Raw genomic sequence first — 23,135 nt, 5'->3', positions numbered from 1 at the left:
TGATGGTTAAAGGGATCTTCGTGGTGAATATACCCTTCTCGGCGGCCGCCTTCTGAATGAGAAACAGGGTCGACGTCATGTCCGCTCCCTTTGGGGGAACTTGACGCGTGTGTCGAGCAACTGCTGGGCCATGAACGCCGCTATGCGATTGGTTTTGAATGCGGTTACATCGGCGCCAAGACCGCGCAGATAGTCGCGCAGCGGATAAAGAGATTCCGGCCACGCAAAGGTCATCGGCGCAGTTCCTTTTTTAGACCACGGAGTTTCAAGGAAAACTTAAAGATGCTGAGCATGATCATGTAGCCTTCCCTGGTACGGTTGTTGCAAGGTTCCCAATGTCTTGGTCTATATGGAGTACGACGTGCCGAAAGGAAACACTTTAAAACCGTTCCAAGCTGTGACGTTGGTTCTGGAAGGCGCGGACGGATATTGCCGTGTCAGTTCGGTACACGGTGTGGCTGAGTTGCTTCTGGAGCATTGGCCGATCGACGACGGCGAAGACTACGTGGCTGCTGTGCATATATGCCTTGAGGCAATGCTGGGCGCCTCTCCGCCGGAAGCCGCACGAGAGGCTTTGATCAAGGCGGCGAAGGAAGCAGGAATAGCTATGTTGCAGTGAAGTCGTTCGCCCTCCCGCCTCGACCGTGGCGCTCACATGAGAGCAACTCCTGAAAGATCACATCGGCGAAAGAGCAGTTTCCGCTAGTGGTTCTTTGGTGAGAAAGGTCGAACAGCGGATAGAACTGGTCGTCGGTCAGCCCGTCGATCAATTGGACGCACTCCCGCACGTTCAGAAGCTTCGAGAAGTTGCGCTGGGCATCGACACAGATGTGTCGCCAGTCGCCAAGCTCTCTCATGCTCGTTCTTGGTCCTCCCCGCACTTCGCTGTCGCAAACTCCAAACGAAGTATTGCCTTCGAAAGGGAATGAACTCGACTAGCACTCCCTGAGTGGAAGACGAGGGTGCAAGCCCACACCATAGTGAGTGCATCCAGGAAAACATGCGAGATGTCATCTGGTTCTGGGAACTGAACCGAACCAGTCGTGTTAGCCTCATCCACCTCAACAGGGAGCGACATCTCGTATCTCATCGAAATCTTGCTGCCGATTGCAGACCACATACGACCTCCCGAGCCGCAGTACGGTCGAAGCTTCCGGACCGATTTTGGAGCAACACGTCACGTTGATGCCTAGCGGATGTTCGCGGAGGACTTGGAACGATGGCGTTGCCGTCGAGCACGACCAGATCGTCGTTGTCAATGTGATGATCAATGAGGTCGACCGGCAATGGTGGGCAGGAACTTCGATCAACTTGAAGCGTTGATCTGGTCCCCACTCTCAAAAATGTAATTGGATCCCCCATGGCTATGGAAAAAACACTCGACGACCTCTTCCTCGACACTCTCAAAGACATCTACTTTGCCGAAAAGCAAATCCTGAGAGCTCTACCGAAGATGGCGCGCGCTGCGCAATCGGAAGAAGGCAAGGCCGGTTTCCTACAGCACCGTGATGAAACTCAAGGCCAGATCCAACGCCTCGAACAGGTGTTTGAGCTTCTCGGCAAGCCGGCCCGTGGCAAGACCTGCGAAGCTATCCAGGGGATTATCGCTGAAGGCGAAGAGATCATGGAAGAATACAAGGGAACCGCAGCGCTCGACGCCGGTCTCATCTCCTCGGCACAGGCCGTCGAGCATTACGAGATCGCGCGCTACGGGACCCTGAAGTCCTGGGCCAAGCAGTTGGGCCTCAACGACGCAATCCCGCTCTTGGACGCCAATCTCCAGGAAGAGATCGCCACTGACCAGAAACTGACGGCACTCGGGGAAGCTTCGGCCAATCCGAAAGGCTCGCAGAAAAAGGCCAGCTAAGCTCTCATCGAACCGATCAGGCCGCCCTCCGAGGCGGCCTTTTCGTTTGTTCTTGTTTTCTCAATAAAAACCCGGAGGAGGATTCCATATGGCCAAGAAGACGATCGCTTCCAAAGACAGCCCTAAACTCGCGACCGCCACAATCCACGACCAGAAACTCCATCGATGTCAAGGTGGCGAACTCCATCAATTCGCCGAGGACGGGCAACCTGTCCTGACGACCGCCCAGGGTGGACCCGTCGCCCACGATCAGAATACGTTGCGTATCGGAGCTCGCGGCCCGGCCCTCATCGACGATTTTCATTTTCGCGAAAAGATCTTCCACTTCGATCACGAAAGGATTCCCGAGCGGGTCGTCCATGCGCGTGGTTATGGCGCGCATGGGTTTTTCGAGACCTATGAATCTCTGGCAGCCTACACCAGAGCGGATCTGTTTCAGCGGCCCGGGGAGAGGACGCCTGCCTTCGTGCGGTTTTCTACCGTAGCCGGTAACAAAGGCTCCGCCGACCTTGCGCGCGACGTCCAGGGCTTTGCCGTCAAGCTCTATACGCAGGAAGGAAACTGGGATCTTGTTGGCAACAATATCCCGGTCTTCTTCATCCAGGATGCCATCAAGTTTCCTGACATAATTCATGCCGCCAAGCAGGAGCCGGACCGGGCTTTCCCCAAGCGCAGACCGCTCATGACAATTTCTGGGACTTTATCAGCCTGACACCGGAAAGCATGCACATGGTCATGTGGATCATGTCGGATCGCACGATCCCTCGCTCCTTCCGCTTCATGGAAGGCTTCGGCGTGCATACCTTCCGGTTCGTGAATGCCAAGGACGAGTCAACCTTCGTCAAGTTCCATTGGAAGCCGAAGCTGGGCCTTCAGTCGGTGGCCTGGAACGAGGCCGTCAAGATCAATGGCGCTGATCCGGATTTCCATCGTCGCGATCTCTGGCAGTCGATCCAATCCAGCAACTTTCCGGAATGGGAGCTGTGCGTCCAACTCTTCGACCAGGAGTTGGCCGACACCTTCGATTTCGACGTGCTCGATCCGACCAAGATCATTCCGGAGGAAATTTTGCCGGTCCAGCCGATCGGCCGTCTGGTGCTCGATCGGATGCCCGATAATTTCTTTGCAGAGACCGAGCAGGTGGCGTTCATGACCCAGAACGTGCCGCCGGGGATCGATTTCAGCAACGATCCCTTGTTGCAGGGCCGCAATTTCTCATATCTCGACACGCAACTGAAGCGCCTCGGTGGTCCGAACTTCACCCATCTGCCGATTAACGCCCCGAAGTGTCCGTTCCACAACTTCCAGCAGGACGGCCATATGGCGATGCGCAATCCGGTCGGCCGAACCAATTACCAACCGAACTCCCGCAATGAGGGGCCGCGGGAGTCGCCCATGCAGGGCTATCGCCACTTCCCTTCGGAGGAACAGGGTCCAAAGGTGCGGCTCCGTCCTGAAAGCTTCGCCGACCATTACAGCCAGGCACGACAGTTCTACATCAGTCAGACGCCGCCGGAACAGCGGCACATTGCAATGGCTTTGACGTTCGAGCTCAGCAAGGTTGAACTGCCGGTCATCCGTGAACGCATGGTGGCTCATCTCCTCAACATCGACGAGACGTTGGCAACAACCGTCGCACAGAAGCTCGGTTTTCAAAAGATGCCGAAACCGGCCGATGCGGCGATGCCGACCCGTCAGGATCTGGAGCCGTCGCCGGCCCTCAGCATCATCGAGCGCGGACCGAAGCGGTTCGAAGGCCGCAAGCTCGGTGTTTTGATCACCGACGGTGTCGACGCCAACTTTTTGAAAGGCCTGACGGGCGCCATCACGAAGGAGAAGGCGGTCTTCGAACTGGTCGCAGCGAAAGTCGGAGGTGTCACCGCATCTGACGGTTCGTGGATCGAAGCGCATCACATGATTGACGGCGGCCCTTCAGTTCTGTTTGACGCCGTTGCCTTGTTGACCTCCGCGGCTGCGATAGACGATCTCCTCAGCGAAGCAACAGCGCGCGACTTTGTCGCCGACGCCTTCCAGCATTGCAAATTCATCGGCTACGACCAGTCGGCAATGCCTCTGCTGGAAAAGGCCGGCGTCCCCAATGCGCTCGATGAGGGTGTCCTTGCCCTGCCGGGCGAGGAAGGCCTTTCCGCTTTCGTTGCGGAACTTGGCAAGCTTCGCGTCTGGGGTCGCGAGCCTTCGGTGAAACTCGGCAAGGCGACCCCACCATTTGCGTGATCGTCAGACTGAGGGGCGCGGAGACGCCGCGCCCTTCAACAAGCTCCAAGCCGCACATACGGAGTGGGTGGCCGAGAATTGATGTGTAAGCTGTGCCCGCGGCTTGGCGAACAAAGCCAGCTATTTTGCCGGCCCAAGCGCATTGCGGGGCACGGTAACCCGAATGCAAAGGCCGTACGGCTGCCATTCGCGCGAAATCGTTGCCTGAAGCCCCTGAGCGATGATCTGCTCCAGTTTACTCCCAAAGCCCGGCTGCAGTTGAGCACCTTTTTGGACCGGTTGCGGTGCGTCTACTTCCGCCCAGGCCACGGTAAGCAGGTCGTCCTGCAACGACACTGTAATGACCAGTTTTCCTGTGGGGATGGAAAGACAGCCGTATTTGGCGGCGTTGGTACTAAACTCATGAAACAACAGTGCCAGGTTTGTGACCTTTTCGGCGCTGACCTTTACGTCATCGCCGTTGAGTGTCCACCGGCAGCCGCCGTCGCCCCCATAGGGCGCAAGAATACTGGACAATAGCTGAAACAGCGTCGCTGGTCGTTCGATAAACGCATCGGCGCCGGTAAAGGTCGGCAAGGTCATCTCATGGGCGCGCGACAGCGCGAGCAACCTGTCTTTCAGGCAGCTGGCCAGCTCCATCACCGTCTTGGCGGTACGCGCCTGCAGCGTGATGATGCTGGAAGTGATCGCAAACAGGTTCTTCACCCGGTGATGCATTTCCCGCAGCAGCAGTTCCTGATGTTCTGCCGCTCGTTTACGCTCCGATATATCGCGGGCGATCTTCGACGCACCGATGACACGGCCTTCGCTATCCCTGATCGGAGAAATCGCTAGGGAAATATCGACGAGCGTGCCGTCTTTTCGCCGCCGGACGGTTTCGAAATGATCGACCCGCTCGCCTGCCTGGATCCGCGCGAGGATTGCGGGCTCCTCACCAAGGCGGTCCTCCGGAATGAGAATGGTAATCGGTTGACCAATGGCTTCTTCCGCGGTGTATCCGAATAGCTGCACCGCACCCTTGTTCCAGGTGGTGATGATCCCGGCCAGGCTCTTGCTGACGATCGCATCCTCAGATGATTCAACGATTGCTGCCAGAAACGCCGCGGCGTCATAGTCAGCTAGCGCCGCCTTCACCGCAGTCTCTCTAATTGCTGAGGATGATCATTGCTATCGTTGTGGTGCTGCCGATCATTACAGGAAGCGTGCATGGCCGACGGTCATCCTTTCCGGGAGGAGAAATGGGACGCGCACCGGCCGAAGTCGGTTCTAATGGAGCATAGACCATTCACACACGAAAGCCAGCGCGATGTGACCGGGCGGCGCACCAGTCCGTGCCCGTCACCTATACGCGCGATGGCCGACGCCGCGTCTTTCTGTGCCACCCTCGAGACGTTCCCGCCCTTGTCGCGCAAATTCCAGCCATCGGCGCTGCTGTCGCGGTTAAACCGGCATCCGGAACAGGAAGGCGGTCTGATTTTCGCCGGACTGGACCTCGAGGCTGCCGCCATGGCTTCGAGCAATTTCGAAGGAGATGAACAGACCAAGGCCAAGCCCCTGCTTCCCCGCAGAGCTTGTGGCGCGGAAGAAGGGCTCGAACAGGTGATCCTTTACGTGCTTGGGGATCGGCTTGCCCTCATTCGCAACCGTTATCACGACTTCGTTCACGCCCGGTGCGGCGACGACTTTCACCGGCCGGTCAGGCGCGCCATGCGCCAACGCGTTACCGAGGAGGTTGGATATTAACTGAGCGACGCGGCCACCGTCGCAACGCACCTCCTCCGCGATATCAAGCGCGCTCTGGATGTCTCGCCCGGGATGCGCGGTCTGTAATTCCTGGACAACCTGCTCGAGAACGATGCGCAAGTTGGTTGGCTTCGGGTCGATAGCAATGCCTTGGCCAGCGCGACAGCGCGCAAGGTCGAGCATGTCCTGGATCAGGCTGGACATGCGCTCGGTACTTTGGCTCATCATCGTCAGAACGCGCCGAGCCTTGTCGGTCTGAGGTTCCCGCGACAGAATGTTGAGCCCGCCTGAAATCGACGCAAGCGGATTGCGCAGGTCATGGCCCAGGATCGCGACAAACTGCTCCCGTAAGCGCGCCACCTCCTTTTCCGCAAGCAGCCCTTGCTCAAGCTGGAGCCGCTCGGCAATACCTGCATCGACACGCTCTTCCAGAGTTCTGTTCAGTTCCTCAAGCTCTCGGCGGGTTCGATCGGCGGCATTCTTCGCATCCACCAGTTCGCGCTCATATCGGCGCCGATCCGCCGCCTGGAACAGGGTTATTCGCGTAAACTGGACGCCTCCGTCGCTTGAACGGCGTTCGGCTGCATTCGCCAAAACGGGGAGCTTTCGTCCGTCCGGGCCGACCAGATCCAGAGCGACTTCGTTGAAGTATCCCTGCATTCGCAACAGCGGAGCAAAGTGTGTTTCGTAGAAAATCTTCCCCGGAACGTTGAGCAGATCGTAAAACCGCTTACCAAGGAGGTCGAAGCCCTGCATGCCGAGCCATGCGGCAAGCGTGCGGTTGGCTTTGACAATCGCGCCATCGGCTGCGAGCGACAGGTAGCCACAGGGTGCGTTCTCATAGAGGTCGTCCAGGTCCTCCATGATGCCCTCCACTCCTGTTTGAGCCTCCGCCTTACACAAAGGCTTTGATCGCGGAGATGACCTGGGCAGGCGCGCTCAGGTTCGGGCAATGCCCTGTTGCATCGATTACGACCATCTCCCCCTTCGGCAGATGATCCCGGACATATTCCCCGACCCACTGCTGGGCGATGACATCCTGCTTGCATTGGATCACAAGCGCACGTGCCTGGCAACGTAGAAGATCCACCCGATTGTCCGACAAGAAGGTGACGCGCGCGAACGCCTTGGCAATATCGGGATCAGTACGGCAAAAACTGTTCACGAGCTCCTCGCTGAGCTCGGGGCGATCAGGGTTGCCCATGATAAGCGGACCCATGGCGGCGGACCATCCCATGTGATTATCGTCCAGGAATTCCAGCAATTCCTCGATCTGTTCCAGCGTGAAGCCTCCATCATATCCTTCGTCGTTGATATAGCGGGGTGATGGACCGATCAGGACAAGCTCGCTGAAGAGGTCTGGTGCTTCGATTGTGGCCAGAATGCCGATCATGGCGCTGACGGAATGTGCGACAAATACGCCACCTGTGATATCCAGAGCCTGACCTATCTCGACGACATCAGCCGCATAACCCGCAAGGCTGGAATACTTGGCATGGTCATACGCGCGGAGGTCGGACTTGCCGCACCCGACATGATCGAAGAGGACGACCTTGTAGTCCTGCTCGAAGGCCGGCGTGACATGCCGCCACATGTTCTGGTCGCAGCCGAATCCGTGAGCAAAGACCATGGCACGCCGTCCCTCACCCCGCACGGTGACATTGTTCCTTGCGATAACCGACATGATCCCTCCAACTTCGGTGCAAGCGCCAGCCGCTGCTCGTCGGCTTTCCTGCCAACACACGCGATAGAACATAAAACATTATCGGCAGCCGTCGAGTACCTTGTCCCCTTGGCGGAAGGGCGGTAGTCCGTCGGCAATCTCCAAGGTATAATGATAGCTTTAAGCACGTGTCGTCTGTTCAGGGCGCGTGGAACTATTTTTAGGTTGTTGCATTTATTGTGGTTACGCTCCCTGTGGAGTTTAAAGCGCATGGTGCGGAATTGGATGTAGCTGCAGCTAGCCTTCTGTTTGCGCGCCCACGGTCCGAGGGGATAAGATTGCATGTCCAATATCGAAGAGTTTCCTGCCGCCGCGCCACGGCTGACCGAGTTCGAAGCGCTCACCGCAGCTGCCCCAACTGTCCTCGATGCGATCCCTGGCGCGGTCTATCTCTGCGACCAGAACGGCTGGCTCGTCCGTTATAACTCCGAGGCAGCGGAGCTGTGGGGACAAACTCCCACCGTGGGCGACAAGCGTGCCCGCTTCTGCGGATCTCACGCCCTCTTCCTCCCAGATGGCACTCCGCTTGCGCATGACGTCTGTCCCATGGCAACCGCCGTCTTTGCCGGTACATCGACCCGCAATGCCGAGGTCGTTATGGAGCGGCCGGATGGCTCTCGGTTCACGGCGCTCGTCAATATCCGAGCCCTGAAGGATCATGAAGGCAGGATTCAGGGCGCGATCAACTGCTTCCAGGATATCTCCGACCATAAAGCGCTCGAAGAAGCGATCCAGCAGAAGACCGCCGATCTTGAGGATTTCTTCGAGAACAGCGCGATCGGCCTGCATATCGTCGGCGGCGACGGCATCATCCAGCGCGCCAACAGAGCCGAGCTAGCGCTTCTCGGCTATACGGCTGAGGAATATGTGGGACGCCATATCGCCGAGTTCCACGTGGACGCATCCGTCATCGGCGACATCCTCCACAAACTGTCCTGCGGTGAAAAGCTCGACCGGTATCCCTCCCGTCTGCGTGCCAAGGACGGGTCCATCAAGCAGGTGCTGATCACCTCCAACAGCCGGTTTGAGGACGGGAAGTTCATCAGCACGCGCTGTTTTACCACGGACGTGACCGGTCTTCGTGAGGCCGAGACTGCCCGCCGCGAAATCGACGAGCGGCTGGCCGCAACCTATGACGCCGCCACGATCGGGATTGCAGAAGCTGACAAAGACGGCCGTCTGCTGCGCGTCAACGATACTCTCTGCCGGATGTTGGGACGCTCCCGCGAGGAGCTGCTCAACATGACCTTCTTCGACTATACACAAGAAGAGGACCGAAACGAAGATGGCGCACAGTATGCGCGCCAGACTGCCGGCGAAATCGATAACTATGTCCTACGCAAACGGGCAATGAGGCCCGATGGCACTACGGTCTACCTGGATGTTTACAGCTCGTCCGTTCTGGATGCAGGCGGGGGCTTCCGCTACGGGGTGCGGGTACTCCAGGATGTTACTGCCACCAAGCAGATGGAGGACCGGATACGCGAGAGCGAACAACACCTGCGCGATCTGCTGGAGGCGCTGCCGGCGGCGGTTTACACAACGGATGCGACGGGTCGTATCACCTTCTTCAACAACGCTGCCGTGGAGATGTCCGGCCGTACGCCCCAGATCGGCGACATGTGGTGCGTGACCTGGCGTCTTTATAATACCGACGGCACGCTGCTTCCCCACAACCAATGCCCTATGGCGGTGGCGTTGAAGGAAAATCGTGCCGTTCGCGGCGCTGAGGCAATCGCCGAACGGCCGGACGGCAGACGCATTCCTTTCATCCCCTACCCTACACCTCTTCATGACGCGGAGGGCAAGCTGATAGGTGCGATCAACATGCTGGTGGATATCACCGAGCGCAAGCAAGCGGAGAACAGACAGAAGGTCTTGATCGACGAACTCAACCATCGTGTGAAGAACACGCTCGCAACATTGCAGTCACTGGCGGCCCAGACGGCGCGGCATGCTGATGGGGTGGCGGATTTCTCCCACCGGTTTGAGGCCCGACTCCTTGCTCTATCGCGCGCTCACGATTTGCTGACGAGACGTCGCTGGGAGGGGACCTTTCTGGATGAGCTCGTGGGCGAAGTGTTGAGCGCGGTAGCCGGCAAAGCAGCCCAGCAGATCGAGGCGAGCGGACCGGCTGTCGATCTCGATCCTCGCGTGGCGCTCAATCTTACCATGGCGCTCAATGAACTCGCCACCAATGCCATAAAATTCGGTGCACTGTCATCGGATGCCGGCAGGCTTTCGATCACGTGGCGGCTGCAAGAAGGAACCGACCAGAAGCCGAGGCTGATCCTTGAATGGCGAGAGAGCGGAGGGCCGCCTGTCGCGCCTCCTCTACGCCGCGGAACTGGCAGCCGGTTAATGGAGCGCTCCATTGAGCGGGATCACCGAGGTGAATTCGACCTGGTCTTCCACCCCGATGGGGTGATCTGTCGCATGGCAATTACCATCGGAGTGGGCACGGATGAGTGAGTTCAGCGGCATCAAGGTTCTTGTCGTAGAGGACGAGGGCTTGATCGCAATGATGATTGAAGACATGCTTCTGGAACTTGGTTGCCAAGTTGTTGCATCGGTGGCTGAGCTCAATGAAGCCCGCAGGGTCGCGGCGACGGTGCAGATTGATCTTGCTGTACTTGACGTTAATCTAGGCGGGGAGCGTAGCTTTCCGATCGCGCGGATTCTGCGTGAGCGCAACCTGCCATTTTTGTTTAGTACCGGATATGGAGCCGATGGATTCCCTTCCGAATTTTCCGAATATGCCGTGTTGAACAAGCCATTTTCTGCCGAAGCGTTGAAGCAAACAATCGTGCTTGCTCTTGCAGCATCTCACCGTACGTAACTGATTTGGCGAGGGACTGGTCGTGCAAACTCAGCTCCCTTCGCCGCAGTGCAGCCAATTTTGCCCCTCGGGCTCCATGCGATAATCCGGGAGTACAATGAAAGCTGAAGCAAGTGAAGACCGCTTGCATATCGGACGGCACGCAGCGTTTGGGCTCATCGCGGTTAATTCACTTAATCTGCGAGAGCGCATTGCCAGCGTTGTTGACAAGTCACGACATGCGGCAGGTGGGCATTTTTTGGCGTTCGATTTCCTTCGCCGTAAAGCTGATGTCGGCCTATCGTCAGTCCGGGAGCCCGTCACCGAAGCTCGGAGGTGGCTGGCGCTACTCCAAGCTCAATCCGCATTAGGAATTCCTGATGCGCCGGTGGCTGCGAAAAACGACATTACTATTCGGAAACATCAGCGCGCCACCTTCGTCTGGAGATAAGCGTCCGCGACGCGCGAGAGCCATGCGATCGGGAGGCTGAGGAGCACGTAGAACAGCCCCACCAGCGCAAAAACCTCAAGGCCGCGATAGGTCAGCTGCGACAGCTGATTGCCCTGATAGGCAAGCTCCGCCACGCCGATGGTCGAGGCGACTGCCGTCTCCTTCATGAGGCCGATGAGATAGGTTGCCGCCGAAGGCAGCGCGACGCGGAAGGCCTGCGGCGCGACGATGTTGCGCAAGGTCGACCAGCGGCCGAGATCGAGCGCGGCGGAGGCCTCGAACTGGCCGTGATGGATCGATGCGACCGCGCCACGGTAGATCTCCGCCATGTTCGCAGCAGCGATCAGCCCGAGGCCGACCAGTGCGGCGTTGAACGGGCTGATGGGGCATCACGCCCATGCCGAGGCCGAAGAAGATGATGAGGAGCCAGAGGATCGGTGGGATCGCGCGCACAATCTGGATGACGACCATGGCGAGGAGGCGCAACGGCGGCAGCCGGCTCTGGCGGGCTGCAAGCAGCGGTACGCCGAGCACGGCGCCAATGAGGAACGCGCCGGCCGTGAGCGCGACCGTCCAGGTGAGGCCGCGCAGGAGAGGCAACAGGTCCGTCAGGCTTATCGATCGTGCACCGCGCGGAGGAAGCGTTTCGTCCGCTCCTGCTGCGGATTGCGCATCACGTCCTTGGACGGCCCCTTCTCGACGATATGGCCATCGGCCATGATCATGACCGTATCGGAGACGTTCTCGGCAAAGCCCATTTCATGGGTAACGACGATCATGGTCATGCCGCTTGCGGCAAGCTCGCGCATGACGGCGAGGACCTCGAGACCGAGCTCCGGATCGAGCGCCGAGGTCGGCTCGTCGAACAGCATGATATCCGGATCAAGCGCCAGCGAGCGGGCAATGGCGATGCGCTGCCGCTGGCCGCCCGAACACCGCACCGGATATTGCCCGGCCTTGTCATCCAGCCCGACACGTTTGAGGAGCTGCATGGAACGCTCGTCAGCCTCCTTGCGGCTGCGGCCGAGGACACGCTCCTGGGCAAGGCTGACATTGCGCAGCACTGACATATGCGGGAAGAGATTGAACGACTGGAACACCATGCCAACCCGCCGGCGCAGGCCGGAAAGTTCGGCACGCGCAACGGCGCGCGCCGCATCGATCGTCGTCGACCCGATCGAGATCGTCCCGCCGTCCGGCCGCTCGAGATAGTTGATGCAGCGCAGGAGCGTGCTCTTGCCCGAACCGCTTGGCCCGATGATGGCGAGCACCTCCCCCGAACGCACCTGAGGTCGATGCCGTCAAGAACACTGTGGGTCCCGTAGTGCTTGCTCAGGGACTTGAGGCGAATGAGCGCGTTATCCGACGCGGTCGTCATCGCGGGCTGCCCCTCGCTCGATCCGGCACGAGGTCGATCTTCGCCTCCGATGTAAAGGATGGCACCGTCCATATCATCTGATCCCTCTTTAACTGCAGCCCGCGCGCCGCTTTGCGGGCTGGTTGTTCGCTTAAACTGCTTCGTGTGAGTTGGCCGTCGGAGTTCCGTTTCCGGCCGCGTTCCCGATATTCCTTCGAGGAATGTTAGCCGCGTAGCGGCAATCTAGGTGAGATTCAGCGTCAATCAGGATGAGACTCGCGCCGGGGTGTGACGGAGTGAGGGCGTAGCCCGATCGTAGTCATACCCCGGCGTGGCGCAGATTTTCGGCGTCTCAAGATCGCGGTCGGTTCGGTACATTTGCGGTTTTCTGGATTGCAGAACCAGTTTGTGCCGGGTCGCCATGTAACCGATCATCAGATGAGACTCTTCATGAAGTACCGACAAACGCATTCCGTCGAGGTCGCCGCGGCGAAAGCGTCGATCAGCCGAGCCACGGCGTACCGTCTCGATAAGGAGGTACAACTACCATCTCAGAGTAAAGCGCCGCGTGGACGCCGCCGCCCTGATCCCTTGGAGCCGATATTCGAGACTGAGGTCATCCCGCTGCTGAAGGCGGCACCCGGCATCCGTGCTGTCGCCGTCTACAACGAGATGCTGCGCCGACATCCAGAGCTTTCTGAAGGTATCCGCCGCACGCTCGAGCGACGCATCCGTTCGTGGCGTGCGGTCCATGGTGAAGCGCAGGAGGTCATCTTCCGCCAGACGCACGAGCCAGGCCGGCTAGGCCTATCGGATTTTACCGACGCCAGCGGTCTTGATGTGACGATCGCCGGCCAGCCGCTTGATCACCTGTTCTATCACTTCCGGCTTGTCTGGTCGGGCTTCGAACATGCCCATGTCATACTCGGCGGGGAAAGCTTTGTCGCGCTGGCCGAGGGGCTTCAAAATGCCCTGTGGTCCGTGGGTGGTACGCCGCTTTATCATCGCAGCGACAGCCTGTCGGCGGCATTCCGCAACCTCGACGCCGACGCCAAGGTCGATCTCACACGCCGTCACGACCAGCTTTGCTCTCATTATCGGATGACCCCGACGCGCAATAACAAGGGCGTCGCGCATGAGAACGGCTCGATCGAAAGCTCCCATGGCCATCTCAAGAACGCTGTTCATGATGCCCTGCTGATGCGGGGGACCAAGGAATTCGACGACCTCGGTTCTTACCGCGCCTTTGTCGACGAGATCGTCAGCCGTCGCAACGCTGCTCATGGCAGGCGCATTGATGCAGAGCGATCCCATCTGCAGGCGCTGCCAGAGCGCCGGACCACGGACTTCGAGGAGATTGTCGTTACGGTGTCCCGGACGGGCGGCTTCACCTTGCGCAAGGTCTTCTACACCGTGCCATCCCGCCTGATCAGCCACAGGTTACGAGTCCGCCTGTTCGACGATCGGCTGGATGTCTTCGTTGGTGGTACGCATCTGATGACGTTGCGCCGGGGACGTGGCCACGCTGACGGGCGACACGACCAGGTCGTCAACTATCACCACGTCATCCATTCCCTGCGCAAAAAGCCGATGGCGCTCCGCGGCCTCGTTTATCGCGACAAGCTCTTTCCGCGTCAGGAATATCGCAAGGCCTTCGAAGCCCTGAGCGAGCATCTTCCCGATAAGCAGGCTTGCAAGATCGCCGTTGAGCTTCTGGCACTGGCGCATGACCGCGGCTGCGAACGCGAACTTGCCGAAGAATTGGCCAGGACACTCGATGCTGGTGACTTACCCAATCTGGCTGCCATGCGAACGCTCTTCGGTCCGGACCCAGCCAAGCTGCCGACCGTTCATGTGCAGCTCGCATCGCTCAACGGTTATGAGGCCTTGATCGGGACGGGGGAAGCCGCATGAAGAACACCCACGTGATCGATGAAGCACGGCTCGGCATCATGCTCAATGAACTTCGGCTGCCGACAATCAAAACGCTATGGCCGCAATTTGCCGAGCAGGCGGACCGGGAAGGATGGCCAGCAGCTCGCTTCCTGTCGACCATTGCCGAGCACGAACTGGCAGAGCGTGCCAATCGCAGGATTAAACGGCATCTTGCCGAAGCGCACCTGCCGCCCGGAAAGACCTTGGACAGCTTCGCCTTTGACGCTGTTCCCATGATCTCGAAGGCGCAGGTCATGGCAATCACCGCCGGCGACAGTTGGCTTGCCAAGGGAGCTAACATCCTCATGTTCGGTCCGCCCGGCGGAGGAAAGAGCCATCTCGCCGCCGCTATCGGCCTGGCCCTGATCGAGAACGGATGGCGGGTCCTGTTCACCCGGACGACCGATCTCGTGCAGAAGCTCCAGGTCGCCCGCCGGGAACTGCAGCTCGAATCCGCTATCGACAAACTCAACAAGTACGACCTGCTCATCCTCGATGATCTCGCCTACGTGACCAAGGACCAGGCGGAAACAAGCGTGCTCTTCGAACTGATATCGGCACGATACGAGCATCGATCGATCCTGATCACCGCCAACCAGCCGTTTGGGGAGTGGAACCGGGTCTTTCCCGATCCTGCCATGACACTCGCAGCAGTCGACCGGCTTGTACACCATGCCACGATCTTCGAGATGAACGTCGAAAGCTATCGCCGCAGAACTGCGCTTGAGGAAAAACGCCAGCGAGGCCGCCCCGCGTCCTTCGCGACAATCAGAACCTCAGCGCTAGCTGTCGCGGAGCGGCAATCAGAGAACGACGAAGACCTTGTCAGCAACAATCAACGTGATAACTTGACCCTGACCGCGACCTAAGAATCTCATCCAGATTGTCGCCCGCGTCTCATCCTGATTGCCGCGCTATAGTTAGCATTCTGCCCCGCACTGAGCAGGGCGAAAAAATTGTCGACACGCCAAACCTGAAGTTATGGCGTCATCAAAAAGCGGGCAGCGAAGACCGTCGCTCCGCCGCCCTCGCAGTAACCATGGAGGCTTGATCTTGTCAGTAGCCACCCGCAGTATCCGGGCTCTTTAGTTCGTCTCGTGCTTGCGCAGGAGTTTCCGGATGCCGTCGACGTACCTGCGCAGGTTGTCTGCCCCCGAGATCAGCATTTGATGGCCCGCGCCTCAAAGGAGACCGGCTACTCGAACTCGCTCGCGCGGTCACGGAGATAGCGCATGGCTGCCACATACGAAGAGGAATGGCGGAAAAATCGCTCTACCCGTTGGGTAAGCTCTTGAACGGATTAGAACCGACGATCCATGGCTCGATAAGCTAAGTGACTGATAAATCGCACTCAAAGCATAACGATGATTTATGGAGCATTCTCTGGAATCGCCGCGGCACTTACCGCCTCATTGAAAACGTCGTTCAAGAGGGTCTGATGACCGACATCCGGTCTCCCACGTCAGTCACAGTTCTCCTCAAAACTTCTTGGATGCCGCGACTTTGCGCCCATGGACTTCTGTTCGTCGCCTTCGATGTTGAAGAGCAGGCTTGTGTCGAGCATCCAGAAGTCCTGGGTCTGCAGCAAGACCCCGGCGGTAACGGCGGCGAAGACGCCGCTCCCATCCATGGCAGAATAGCCGCCGGTCAGTCCGAGCTTCGGCGTGAGCTTCGTGCCGTTCTCCATCGTGAACGAGCGGGCGATCTCAGCGCCAAGCCGCTTTTAAGGGGGCGGCTGAGTGCTGATCAGCGCTTCGAAGGTAGGCATCACGACACGAAAGGGCTTGATCAACGGGAGGGACCAAGCGCACCAGGACTAAGGTCTGACTGTTCGGGGGCACGAAGTCTTAGCGGGGAACTCTGGCTCCATCCGAGGGTTAATTCTCCAGCGGTTCCAACCGCGGAAAAGGAGGAAAAAACATGAATATCAAAGTTGTAGGCATTGCCACGGGTATCCTGCTGGCATCGACATCTGCCTTTGCCCAATCCTCGACGGTCAACGGTGCGGCCGGTGGCGCAGTCACCGGAGCGATTGTCGGCGGCCCGGCTGGCGCAGCTGTCGGTGGCGTCGCCGGCGCAGCGATCGGCACCGCAATCGATCCGCCGCCGCAGAAGGTGGTAACTTATGTCCAGCAGGCGCCCGCCCCGACTAAACGAGTCGTGGTGAAGGAAAAGGTGGTTGTCGGACAGCCTCTCCCGGAGACCGTCGTCGTAACCCCGATTCCCGACGATCCGAAGTATGCCTATGCAATCGTCAACGACGAGCGTGTCATCGTCGAACCTTCCTCGCGGAAGGTCATCCAGGTCATCCAGTAACCGACCGGCGGCAGCAGCCGCCCTCCTTCCCACCATAAGGACACGCATGCGGCGCATGAGAAATGCGGGCCGCATGCTGTGCCGAAACCTTTGAGATCGATCATGAAGAGCAGCCATCTCACTATACTTCTTGCAACACTGTCGCTCAGCATATCGCCCGTGGCAACACTGTCAGCCATGGCCCAGCAGGATACGAAAAGTGGCGGCCAGGCCCAATCTGACTCCCAAAGCATGGACACCGGTTCCCAGACCAACTCGGGCAAAACCGGCGTAGACTGCACCTCCGACGCTTCGGGATCCTGCTCACAGGGCAAGGGTCAGTCATCGCAGCAAAAGGCCGGTAAAGGTTCCGACACTCAAAAGAACGTCGAACAGCCATCGACCAATAGCTCGACCAGCGGAACTGAACCCGGCAAGTCATCGACGGAAACCAAGCCGGGCGCGCGAGACGCCGGTGCCGACACCACCAATAAACAGAAGCCCGCCGCCAAATCCGGTATGACGGACAACAGCGGGACGGACGCCACAGGCACGAAGAGCGGTATACAAAACGCCAAGCCTGCAGAAGGCACAAGCGGCGGCGCCAACGTGCAGAGCGGCGATGCAACCAAGCAATCCACCGATCAGAACGCGACGACGACAAACAAGAGCTCGTCCGAAACCAACGTCAACAATACGGCCACCAACAACCAGACGACCGCCAAGACTAACGTCAACATTTCTGTCGAACAGCAGACCGAAATTCGGACGGCGGTGAAGGAGGTCCATGTTGCGCCGGTGAAGGACGTCGATTTCACTGTCTCCGTCGGAGTGAAAATCCCGAAGAAGGTCCGGCTCGAGACACTGCCGCCACGCATCGTGAAGATCGTTCCGCAATATGAAGGTTATCGCTTCTTCATCCTTGCAGACGGCCGAATCGTCATCGTCGATCCGGAGGCTTTAACAATTGTCTTTATCATCGACGCCTAAACCAGCGTTATCCGGCGGTGCCATACGCACCGCCGGCCCCCCGGAGCAATCAATGACCCTCCATGAAAACAAGCCACCTGGGACGGCCCTTCCCATCGTCGCCATCCTGATTGCAATGGTCGCAATTGTCGCCACCCTCGCGCTGTCATCAGCTCATCAAGCGCCGGCTCGCGTGTGGGTTCCGGCTCAATCTGCAGGGCCTTGATCCCCCGATTTCGGCGCCGGCTATTTGTTGATGGCCCATCTTTCCAATCTTCCTCTTAACAAGCTGATGCTTGACCGGACCGATTCATGCCGTGCCGATATGGGGCTCCAGATGGCAGTCAGCCCAGGCCACGAAGCAGAAATGCGACCATGATCGCCGAGATCGGCCCCGCGTCACGAGCTAACGAATTTCACCGTTATCCGCGTTGACGAAAGTAGGCCTGCATGAGTTTCCTGCCTGAACGACTATTCTGCACCGGTTTGGCCGGATCGAATACGACTCCTTCAACCCGCGAGCGCCATAACGTACAATAAACGCTATCGTGCCGCCGCCCCTGAACCGCCCCCTGCGCCGGTTTCGCATTGATACCTAAGTATAGTTTCGTACTGGAAAATTAAAGCGCTAAATATTACAACAGGTAGTTGTCATAGATTTTTCAATTATTCGGTCTATACTTGCATAATTTGCAGCATATGCGTAATGTTCCTGACGCTCATGTCTTTCAATAGGGATCTGAAAATGAGTTTAGATAGCAATAATAATGTCACATCCGCAGTTCCGCGGCGCGCCACGCGCGCTCGTGTCGAAATCGCTATGACCGAGTTGATCGATAATTTACAGCGGGAAGGATTTTTGGTGGAAGAAATTGCTCTAGCTTTGGCCGACGCTTCAGAAGACTACGTTATTCTTCTTGCCAACGAGAAAGTCTCTACCCACTGAATTGCAGCCATAACGGTAGGAAGGCGCATATCAGATCGCTGTCCTAAAGTTGGAGCGCTAGGGCCCGAGTTTTTCCGCTAGTTGCCGTGGGGCGGCGTCGTGGTCAGCGCAACGGGTTCGTAGCGCGTCGCAAGACTCCATGATAGCGGCCAGCATCTATGCCGATCGGGGCGCGAAAACCGTCTTCGTGCGGGTCCGCTGGGACCGTCGCCACCTTTTCTGACGCGTGTAATCCACCAGATAACTTTTATGTTCAGCCGGAGGTCGCTGGGAATGTTTCGAGTTATCCGTTTTCCAGTGTGGTCTATATTGCGATCGCCGCCGCTGATTACGTGTGAGACAATATTCCAAATTGGGGAAATTTCCTGAAACTGCCTTTGCCGTAGCTTTCGCCTAACATCGCTAATATGCTTGGGGACCGAACTGTAGAACTTGTGAAACAAGCCGACAAGGCTGCCAAACTGACAGAAGATTTGGTAAACCATCCCCCAGCGGCCCTGAATGTCGTTAATCCCCTGCCCGCCGGCTTTCTCCGCTTTCCCGCCTTTGGGCGGACTGCCAAGGCCATGTAATGCTACGCGTTACCTTTGATCCCAGCGTCGGCAGATTCTGGTTTGCCCCCGACTGCCATGCAGACAACTTCGGCCAAGCCCCAAGCGAACGCACGCATTTCTCGAAGCAAGCGGGGCTACCCCCGCAAGGCGTTAATTTTAAGATTTGGAACCTTTGGCGCTCTTGATCTTGGTATAATAGGTGGTAGCGCTCCGAATTTCCGATACGGTTTCCAAGCCCCTAGCGGGCGCACATCGAATTCGCGCATGTTCTGAAGGAACTTCAGCGCAGTGGCTTAGCCATGCCACTAGGATGTCGTCGCTTCGAGCGATTTTTACAGATGCCGCTAAAACACCTGTCCCACCCAGCCACGTCACGGGAACTTCCCTGGGGCGCGCGGGTTCTCCTTCCCACAGAAGAAGGAGAAACATCATGACCGACGAACTCAGTGCCGGCTTCACAGGGACACCCGCAGAACAACCGACGGGCGCCCGGATGGTCGCAAAGGATGCGAAGGACGCTATTATCCGTGAGAGCACCGCAGTGGTTGCGGGCGCTGCTGAGCATCCGCACACAGCAACGGGAATTGTCCTTACGATTGGCGCTCTCGCCTTCGCGATTGGCTACGTTCTCGGGCGCGATGCGTCGTCAAATGATTCTCGATGGTGGTGATAGGGATTGGTGGCACGCTCCGTGCGCCATTCGCGTCGCGGCACATCGTGCGAACTCGTTTATCTCACCCTGCTTCAAGGAGCGGTACGCCAACCAGTAAGCCTCTCTGGTTGTGAGTACACCCTTTGCATGCCATAGCCATCGCTGGAGTCGCATCCAGATGCGCTGCTTAACACCTTTGGATATTTCTGAGACTCAAGGACCATAAAATGCTATCTGGCAGGCAGATTTCGGCGGCTCGAGCGCTCATCGGCATGTCGCAAGCAGCACTCGCTCTCGCTGCGAATATCTCAGTTCCGACGCTGAAACGCATGGAAGCATGCGAAGGCCAGGCTGCCGGTATGCAGAATGATGTGGCCGCAGTCCGCACCGTCCTCGAAACGGCCGGGGTGACGTTCCTAGAGGCTGGCGACGTTGCGTCCGGCCCCGGCGTCTTACTGCGCAAACCCAGTGGTGTTGCGATCGATATGGACGAAAGTGAGGTTGTCCAGTACCCCGAGAACTTAGAGAACGACGCGCCGCCCGGCGCCGGCGGTTAGGTTCGGCCTTGTCCGCTCAAGCTCCCCGCAATTGCCTTCATCTGGTGCCCAGCTCCGCCAGCACACCACCACACCCAGGAAAAATAAAAGGGCTTTCCGGCGCGAGCGCCGGCGGCAACAGCACGTGATTGGTTGTTTGATTGGTACTATGAGTGCAAGGTCCGGCGGTGGCGCGAGAGCAAAGATAGAGATTTGGGGGGAAGACCAGCGCGCCAAGCTCATGTTTCACATCGAGCAGGTGAAGAGCCACCTAGCCGAATTGGAATCCGGTGCGGTAAGGATCACCGCGGGAGGCTGAGCCTTATCATTCATTCCGGGATACCAACGCCTTTAGGGTCCTCCGGCCCATTTACACGGAAGAGTGCGCCCCTCGTTAAGAGCCCAGTGTCTATGAAACAAACGAGATCGAGTAAGGTCCAGATCGCCTAACAGTTCGATGTTGGGCCGTTTCACAGCAGTTGTTCGCTCGAGCATCCGCCGGCTCCTCCAGATCGCGCTCATTCGCAAGCGATAGCCGATTTGTGATGCCGACCGACCTTCCGCGGATCAAGAGCTCTCACGCAACCTTGCGTCTCCTAGCCGAGCAAATCGATTGCACTTCGCAGGATTTCCAAAATCGGAACACAAGCACGTCCCAAGGGTTCCATCTTCACGAAGATCGGAGATGCTTAATGCGATTTCGTTCATTGTTGACAGATCTGGGCACCTGGACGGCGAGCCCATATGCGTTTGTGATCGTCGCCATTTACGGCGTGTCCTGGCTGCTCTTCAGTCCCGAGACGCTGGAATGGCACGGCCTCGCTACGCTCATCACCTGGATCATGACATTGTTTATCCAGCGCGCCGAACATCGAGACACGCAAGCCATCCACGCCAAGCTTGACGAACTTCTCCACGTTCACGGCGACGCCCGCAACGACATCACCCAGCTAGACGAAAAGGAACCGGAACAGATCGAGGCGTTCCGCGATCAGCACACAAGCTCCGACTAGCGCCGTTCGCACCATCGCCCGGGACGACCACTGCAGTCGGCACTGCATGGCCGTCACGTTGCCAAGCGGGTCAGTCCTTCCCATTCCTTCCAGGTCTACCTTGAAAGCCGTGGCAATGCCGACGTCCTCGTACCTTTCGCATGTAGTCGCGTCCGACGAAGTCCGGGAACGAGACGTTGTCATACGCCTCCGACGGCATCGCAAGAGCGGAACCTCTGACGCAGGGACACAGCTCTTTCGGAGGCCCCTGTGGGCACTATTCTGGGATGCGAACGACCTTACGCGTCTTCGATTGGAAGATGACACGTTTGTGGTTTACCACAGCATAGGCGTAGGTTGGGTTGTCGGGGACCGGCGTGACGACAATTGTTTCCGGAAGGGCGCGACCGACGACGATTTGGTCTTGCACGACGGCCTCGGTGGAGGATAGGGGCTGCTCCTGAACGTAAGTGACCACTTTTCTCCGGCGGCGGGGCGATCGCGCTGCCGACAAGCTTTGTGATCGGCAAGGATGCCGCAAAGGCTATGAGCCTCGGCCTCAGACCGACAGAGACCATGGCAAACCAGCAACGCTTTATGTCGCACGTGATTTGTCAGCGTCCTCGGCTACAGGGGTTGGTGTCCCTGAATAGCTCCAGCTTTTCTGCGAGTTCAATCTCGGACACCGGCTTGCCCATAATTGCAAGCACCACTTGCGAATACGCCGCTGCGAGCGCCTCCTGACCTGTGACGAAGATGCTTGGAATCCCCTGCCGGGAAAGCCAGATCGCCGCATCAGGGCCAGTGCGTCCATCAGCAAGATCGATATCCACCAGCACGCCGTCGAGTCGGCCGAGGTCCTGTCTTTTAACAAGATCGGCGAAGCTTATGGCCGAGCCCGCAAAGATATGGCCCAAATCCTCTATCATGGCCTCCATTTGAAAAATGATCAGTGGATTGTCTTCAACACAGAATATGCGCAACGGAGGCGCCGAAGATGCCATGGCTAACAAGCCTCCTAGAGCTGAAGGTCCTTGGGTGACACGCGCGCAAGCGGACCGATCTGAGTACAGCTTAGCCCCTGCGGATGGAACAGGATGGTGGGCGGCGTGCCAAAGAGGTTGTATAACGCCGAGCGGATGTAGCGTGTTCCATATCCGCTCCTTTTAGGTTCCGACACTGGCGGACCTCCTCTCTCAAGCCATTCAAGATCCAGGTTACCATCTTGTGAGACGGACCACGTCAGACTGATCCGGCCCTCTGGTTTTAAGAGGGCGCCATATTTAAGCGCATTTGTCGCAAGCTCATGGAAGCACAAGGCCAGCGTCGTTGCGGCTTCGGCACTCAGCAAGATTTCCGGCCCCTTGAAACTAATGCGATCCGCGCCTTTCGCCCGATATGGGCTGAAGGTTAATTCGACAATATGGGAGAACTGGGCTGCATCGCCGTTGGCCTGAAACACTGCGGAATGTACGTTGGCAAGAGCGGCAAGCCGACCGGCGAAATCATCGGCGAACTCATCCAGCGAAACTGCACGCCGACGGGTCATCTGGAAGATTGAAGAAATGCTGGAGAGAATGTTCTTCACGCGATGATTGAGCTCACGCCGAAGTTCGCTCTCGCGCTCAATGTGGTCCCGCACATCGCGCTGGCGCAGGCGCGCAAGCAGGCTCGATTGAACGCCACTCAGCAATTCGAGCATTGTCACCGGACGTTGGTAGTAGAGTTGCCGTGAGCGGGGCCAAACGGCTGACAGCTTAGCCCGGACGCGGGTCGGAGGAACCATCCGATCCAATAGGATGAGAATAGGCATCTCCGACCATTCTGGCTGCTCGACGAGGTGGCGACCAATCGCCTCCTGCACCTCCGGATCAAGCGCCTCCTGGGTGGTAACAAGGACGCCAGGTGTTTGTGCTAACAGCGCCATCAACTGTTCCAAGCCCTCCGCCCGCCGCACCGCTACACCGTTCTGAGCCAGGAGCGTCTCCAAATGTTCGGCGTCGCGCCGATAGGGCGCGATGACCAAAACCCAGTCGAGATGGCTGTCATTCACGGCCACGAG

At 58.2% G+C, this 23,135-nt stretch carries 22 protein-coding genes and 3 pseudogenes; 14 read left to right on the top strand and 11 right to left on the bottom strand.

Features of this window, described 5'->3' with window-relative positions:
- Positions 1 to 75: 75 nt before the first annotated feature.
- Positions 76 to 234, bottom strand: coding sequence for a hypothetical protein (locus FHT85_RS26680; protein WP_162701025.1), 159 nt, complete (start codon positions 232 to 234; stop codon positions 76 to 78).
- A 127-nt stretch (positions 235 to 361) separates the two neighbouring features.
- On the opposite strand from FHT85_RS26680, the gene FHT85_RS26675 reads away from it, so the two are divergent.
- The 3 genes and pseudogenes from FHT85_RS26675 (at position 362) to catE (ending at position 4,102) form a co-directional block, all read left to right on the top strand.
- Positions 362 to 619, top strand: coding sequence for a DUF982 domain-containing protein (locus FHT85_RS26675; protein WP_312861365.1), 258 nt, complete (start codon positions 362 to 364; stop codon positions 617 to 619).
- A 741-nt stretch (positions 620 to 1,360) separates the two neighbouring features.
- Complete coding sequence (locus tag FHT85_RS26670) at positions 1,361 to 1,867, top strand: ferritin-like domain-containing protein (protein ID WP_112400408.1); 507 nt, start codon at positions 1,361 to 1,363, stop codon at positions 1,865 to 1,867.
- An 88-nt stretch (positions 1,868 to 1,955) separates the two neighbouring features.
- Positions 1,956 to 4,102: pseudogene (gene catE, locus FHT85_RS26665) on the top strand (catalase C).
- Between the two features lie 120 nt (positions 4,103 to 4,222).
- Here catE and FHT85_RS26660 read toward each other — a convergent pair.
- The 3 genes from FHT85_RS26660 to FHT85_RS26650 all read right to left on the bottom strand — a co-directional run bounded on the left by FHT85_RS26660 (position 4,223) and on the right by FHT85_RS26650 (position 7,529).
- Positions 4,223 to 5,236: a PAS domain S-box protein gene (locus tag FHT85_RS26660; RefSeq protein ID WP_312861364.1), complete on the bottom strand. Its 1,014-nt coding sequence runs from the start codon at positions 5,234 to 5,236 to the stop codon at positions 4,223 to 4,225.
- A 306-nt stretch (positions 5,237 to 5,542) separates the two neighbouring features.
- Positions 5,543 to 6,709 (bottom strand): PAS domain-containing sensor histidine kinase, encoded by a 1,167-nt coding sequence (locus FHT85_RS26655; protein ID WP_183774561.1) that lies wholly within the window; start codon positions 6,707 to 6,709, stop codon positions 5,543 to 5,545.
- A 31-nt stretch (positions 6,710 to 6,740) separates the two neighbouring features.
- Positions 6,741 to 7,529: an alpha/beta fold hydrolase gene (locus FHT85_RS26650; RefSeq protein ID WP_112412208.1), complete on the bottom strand. Its 789-nt coding sequence runs from the start codon at positions 7,527 to 7,529 to the stop codon at positions 6,741 to 6,743.
- 321 nt (positions 7,530 to 7,850) lie between these two features.
- Here FHT85_RS26650 and FHT85_RS26645 point away from each other — a divergent pair, with 321 nt between their 5' ends.
- The 3 genes from FHT85_RS26645 to FHT85_RS26635 all read left to right on the top strand — a co-directional run bounded on the left by FHT85_RS26645 (position 7,851) and on the right by FHT85_RS26635 (position 10,837).
- Positions 7,851 to 10,040: a PAS domain S-box protein gene (locus FHT85_RS26645; RefSeq protein ID WP_183774558.1), complete on the top strand. Its 2,190-nt coding sequence runs from the start codon at positions 7,851 to 7,853 to the stop codon at positions 10,038 to 10,040.
- Complete coding sequence (locus FHT85_RS26640) at positions 10,033 to 10,407, top strand: response regulator (protein WP_112412206.1); 375 nt, start codon at positions 10,033 to 10,035, stop codon at positions 10,405 to 10,407. The genes FHT85_RS26645 and FHT85_RS26640 overlap by 8 nt, the downstream gene beginning before the upstream one ends.
- Positions 10,408 to 10,504: 97 nt before the next feature.
- Complete coding sequence (locus tag FHT85_RS26635) at positions 10,505 to 10,837, top strand: hypothetical protein (RefSeq protein ID WP_162709756.1); 333 nt, start codon at positions 10,505 to 10,507, stop codon at positions 10,835 to 10,837.
- Here FHT85_RS26635 and FHT85_RS30660 read toward each other — a convergent pair.
- From FHT85_RS30660 to FHT85_RS26625, 3 genes and pseudogenes are all read right to left on the bottom strand, one after another.
- A complete protein-coding gene (locus FHT85_RS30660) occupies positions 10,810 to 11,166 on the bottom strand; it encodes an ABC transporter permease subunit (RefSeq protein WP_246780102.1) in 357 nt (118 codons plus the stop codon). The genes FHT85_RS26635 and FHT85_RS30660 overlap by 28 nt on opposite strands.
- A gap of 127 nt (positions 11,167 to 11,293) precedes the next feature.
- Positions 11,294 to 11,437: pseudogene (locus FHT85_RS30655) on the bottom strand (amino acid ABC transporter permease); the annotation flags it as partial.
- Between the two features lie 14 nt (positions 11,438 to 11,451).
- A pseudogene (locus FHT85_RS26625) lies at positions 11,452 to 12,215 on the bottom strand (amino acid ABC transporter ATP-binding protein).
- Between the two features lie 417 nt (positions 12,216 to 12,632).
- On the opposite strand from FHT85_RS26625, the gene istA reads away from it, so the two are divergent.
- Positions 12,633 to 14,108 carry an IS21 family transposase gene (gene istA, locus FHT85_RS26620; protein WP_183774554.1) on the top strand — a complete coding sequence of 492 codons (1,476 nt, stop codon included), beginning with the start codon at positions 12,633 to 12,635 and terminating at the stop codon, positions 14,106 to 14,108.
- A complete protein-coding gene (gene istB, locus FHT85_RS26615) occupies positions 14,105 to 14,998 on the top strand; it encodes an IS21-like element ISRel5 family helper ATPase IstB (RefSeq protein WP_112412204.1) in 894 nt (297 codons plus the stop codon). The genes istA and istB overlap by 4 nt, the downstream gene beginning before the upstream one ends.
- 593 nt (positions 14,999 to 15,591) lie before the next feature.
- Here istB and FHT85_RS26610 read toward each other — a convergent pair.
- Positions 15,592 to 15,816, bottom strand: coding sequence for a hypothetical protein (locus tag FHT85_RS26610; RefSeq protein WP_183774551.1), 225 nt, complete (start codon positions 15,814 to 15,816; stop codon positions 15,592 to 15,594).
- Between the two features lie 233 nt (positions 15,817 to 16,049).
- On the opposite strand from FHT85_RS26610, the gene FHT85_RS26605 reads away from it, so the two are divergent.
- The 6 genes from FHT85_RS26605 (at position 16,050) to FHT85_RS26580 (ending at position 21,094) form a co-directional block, all read left to right on the top strand.
- Positions 16,050 to 16,445: a DUF1236 domain-containing protein gene (locus FHT85_RS26605; protein WP_112412202.1), complete on the top strand. Its 396-nt coding sequence runs from the start codon at positions 16,050 to 16,052 to the stop codon at positions 16,443 to 16,445.
- A gap of 102 nt (positions 16,446 to 16,547) precedes the next feature.
- Complete coding sequence (locus FHT85_RS26600; RefSeq protein ID WP_183774549.1) at positions 16,548 to 17,414, top strand: DUF1236 domain-containing protein; 867 nt, start codon at positions 16,548 to 16,550, stop codon at positions 17,412 to 17,414.
- Between the two features lie 685 nt (positions 17,415 to 18,099).
- Positions 18,100 to 18,339 carry a hypothetical protein gene (locus FHT85_RS26595; RefSeq protein WP_183774547.1) on the top strand — a complete coding sequence of 80 codons (240 nt, stop codon included), beginning with the start codon at positions 18,100 to 18,102 and terminating at the stop codon, positions 18,337 to 18,339.
- A 984-nt stretch (positions 18,340 to 19,323) separates the two neighbouring features.
- The gene (locus FHT85_RS26590) at positions 19,324 to 19,563 is read left to right on the top strand and encodes a hypothetical protein (protein ID WP_183774544.1); all 240 of its coding nucleotides are present in this window, start codon (positions 19,324 to 19,326) and stop codon (positions 19,561 to 19,563) included.
- Positions 19,564 to 19,772: 209 nt separating this feature from the next.
- Complete coding sequence (locus FHT85_RS26585) at positions 19,773 to 20,102, top strand: helix-turn-helix transcriptional regulator (protein WP_183774541.1); 330 nt, start codon at positions 19,773 to 19,775, stop codon at positions 20,100 to 20,102.
- Between the two features lie 671 nt (positions 20,103 to 20,773).
- Positions 20,774 to 21,094: a low affinity iron permease family protein gene (locus FHT85_RS26580; protein WP_183774538.1), complete on the top strand. Its 321-nt coding sequence runs from the start codon at positions 20,774 to 20,776 to the stop codon at positions 21,092 to 21,094.
- A gap of 256 nt (positions 21,095 to 21,350) precedes the next feature.
- Here the strand turns inward: FHT85_RS26580 and FHT85_RS26575 are convergent, their stop codons facing one another.
- The 3 genes from FHT85_RS26575 to FHT85_RS26565 form a co-directional block, all read right to left on the bottom strand.
- The gene (locus tag FHT85_RS26575; RefSeq protein ID WP_312861363.1) at positions 21,351 to 21,551 is read right to left on the bottom strand and encodes a DUF1236 domain-containing protein; all 201 of its coding nucleotides are present in this window, start codon (positions 21,549 to 21,551) and stop codon (positions 21,351 to 21,353) included.
- Between the two features lie 136 nt (positions 21,552 to 21,687).
- Positions 21,688 to 22,077 (bottom strand): response regulator, encoded by a 390-nt coding sequence (locus FHT85_RS26570; RefSeq protein WP_183774536.1) that lies wholly within the window; start codon positions 22,075 to 22,077, stop codon positions 21,688 to 21,690.
- 14 nt (positions 22,078 to 22,091) lie between these two features.
- On the bottom strand, positions 22,092 to 23,132 hold the full coding sequence (locus FHT85_RS26565; RefSeq protein ID WP_183774533.1) for a sensor histidine kinase: 1,041 nt from the start codon (positions 23,130 to 23,132) through the stop codon (positions 22,092 to 22,094).
- Positions 23,133 to 23,135: the final 3 nt, after the last annotated feature.

Source organism: Rhizobium sp. BK312 (genome assembly GCF_014193605.1).
In the GTDB taxonomy this organism is placed as follows: domain Bacteria; phylum Pseudomonadota; class Alphaproteobacteria; order Rhizobiales; family Rhizobiaceae; genus Rhizobium.
The sequence above is the reverse complement of the archived record's forward strand: the minus strand, read 5'-3'. Positions and strand labels throughout refer to the sequence as shown.

Coding starts and splice junctions, on each gene's coding strand:
- FHT85_RS26680 (WP_162701025.1), bottom strand. CDS start 234: ATGACCTTTGCGTGGCCGGAATCTCTTTATCCGCTGCGCGACTATCTG.
- FHT85_RS26670 (WP_112400408.1), top strand. CDS start 1,361: ATGGCTATGGAAAAAACACTCGACGACCTCTTCCTCGACACTCTCAAA.
- FHT85_RS26655 (WP_183774561.1), bottom strand. CDS start 6,709: ATGGAGGACCTGGACGACCTCTATGAGAACGCACCCTGTGGCTACCTG.
- FHT85_RS26650 (WP_112412208.1), bottom strand. CDS start 7,529: ATGTCGGTTATCGCAAGGAACAATGTCACCGTGCGGGGTGAGGGACGG.
- FHT85_RS26645 (WP_183774558.1), top strand. CDS start 7,851: ATGTCCAATATCGAAGAGTTTCCTGCCGCCGCGCCACGGCTGACCGAG.
- FHT85_RS26640 (WP_112412206.1), top strand. CDS start 10,033: ATGAGTGAGTTCAGCGGCATCAAGGTTCTTGTCGTAGAGGACGAGGGC.
- FHT85_RS26635 (WP_162709756.1), top strand. CDS start 10,505: ATGAAAGCTGAAGCAAGTGAAGACCGCTTGCATATCGGACGGCACGCA.
- FHT85_RS30660 (WP_246780102.1), bottom strand. CDS start 11,166: ATGGCGGAGATCTACCGTGGCGCGGTCGCATCGATCCATCACGGCCAG.
- istA (WP_183774554.1), top strand. CDS start 12,633: ATGAGACTCTTCATGAAGTACCGACAAACGCATTCCGTCGAGGTCGCC.
- istB (WP_112412204.1), top strand. CDS start 14,105: ATGAAGAACACCCACGTGATCGATGAAGCACGGCTCGGCATCATGCTC.
- FHT85_RS26610 (WP_183774551.1), bottom strand. CDS start 15,816: ATGGAGAACGGCACGAAGCTCACGCCGAAGCTCGGACTGACCGGCGGC.
- FHT85_RS26605 (WP_112412202.1), top strand. CDS start 16,050: ATGAATATCAAAGTTGTAGGCATTGCCACGGGTATCCTGCTGGCATCG.
- FHT85_RS26600 (WP_183774549.1), top strand. CDS start 16,548: ATGAAGAGCAGCCATCTCACTATACTTCTTGCAACACTGTCGCTCAGC.
- FHT85_RS26595 (WP_183774547.1), top strand. CDS start 18,100: ATGTTCCTGACGCTCATGTCTTTCAATAGGGATCTGAAAATGAGTTTA.
- FHT85_RS26590 (WP_183774544.1), top strand. CDS start 19,324: ATGACCGACGAACTCAGTGCCGGCTTCACAGGGACACCCGCAGAACAA.
- FHT85_RS26585 (WP_183774541.1), top strand. CDS start 19,773: ATGCTATCTGGCAGGCAGATTTCGGCGGCTCGAGCGCTCATCGGCATG.
- FHT85_RS26580 (WP_183774538.1), top strand. CDS start 20,774: ATGCGATTTCGTTCATTGTTGACAGATCTGGGCACCTGGACGGCGAGC.
- FHT85_RS26570 (WP_183774536.1), bottom strand. CDS start 22,077: ATGGCATCTTCGGCGCCTCCGTTGCGCATATTCTGTGTTGAAGACAAT.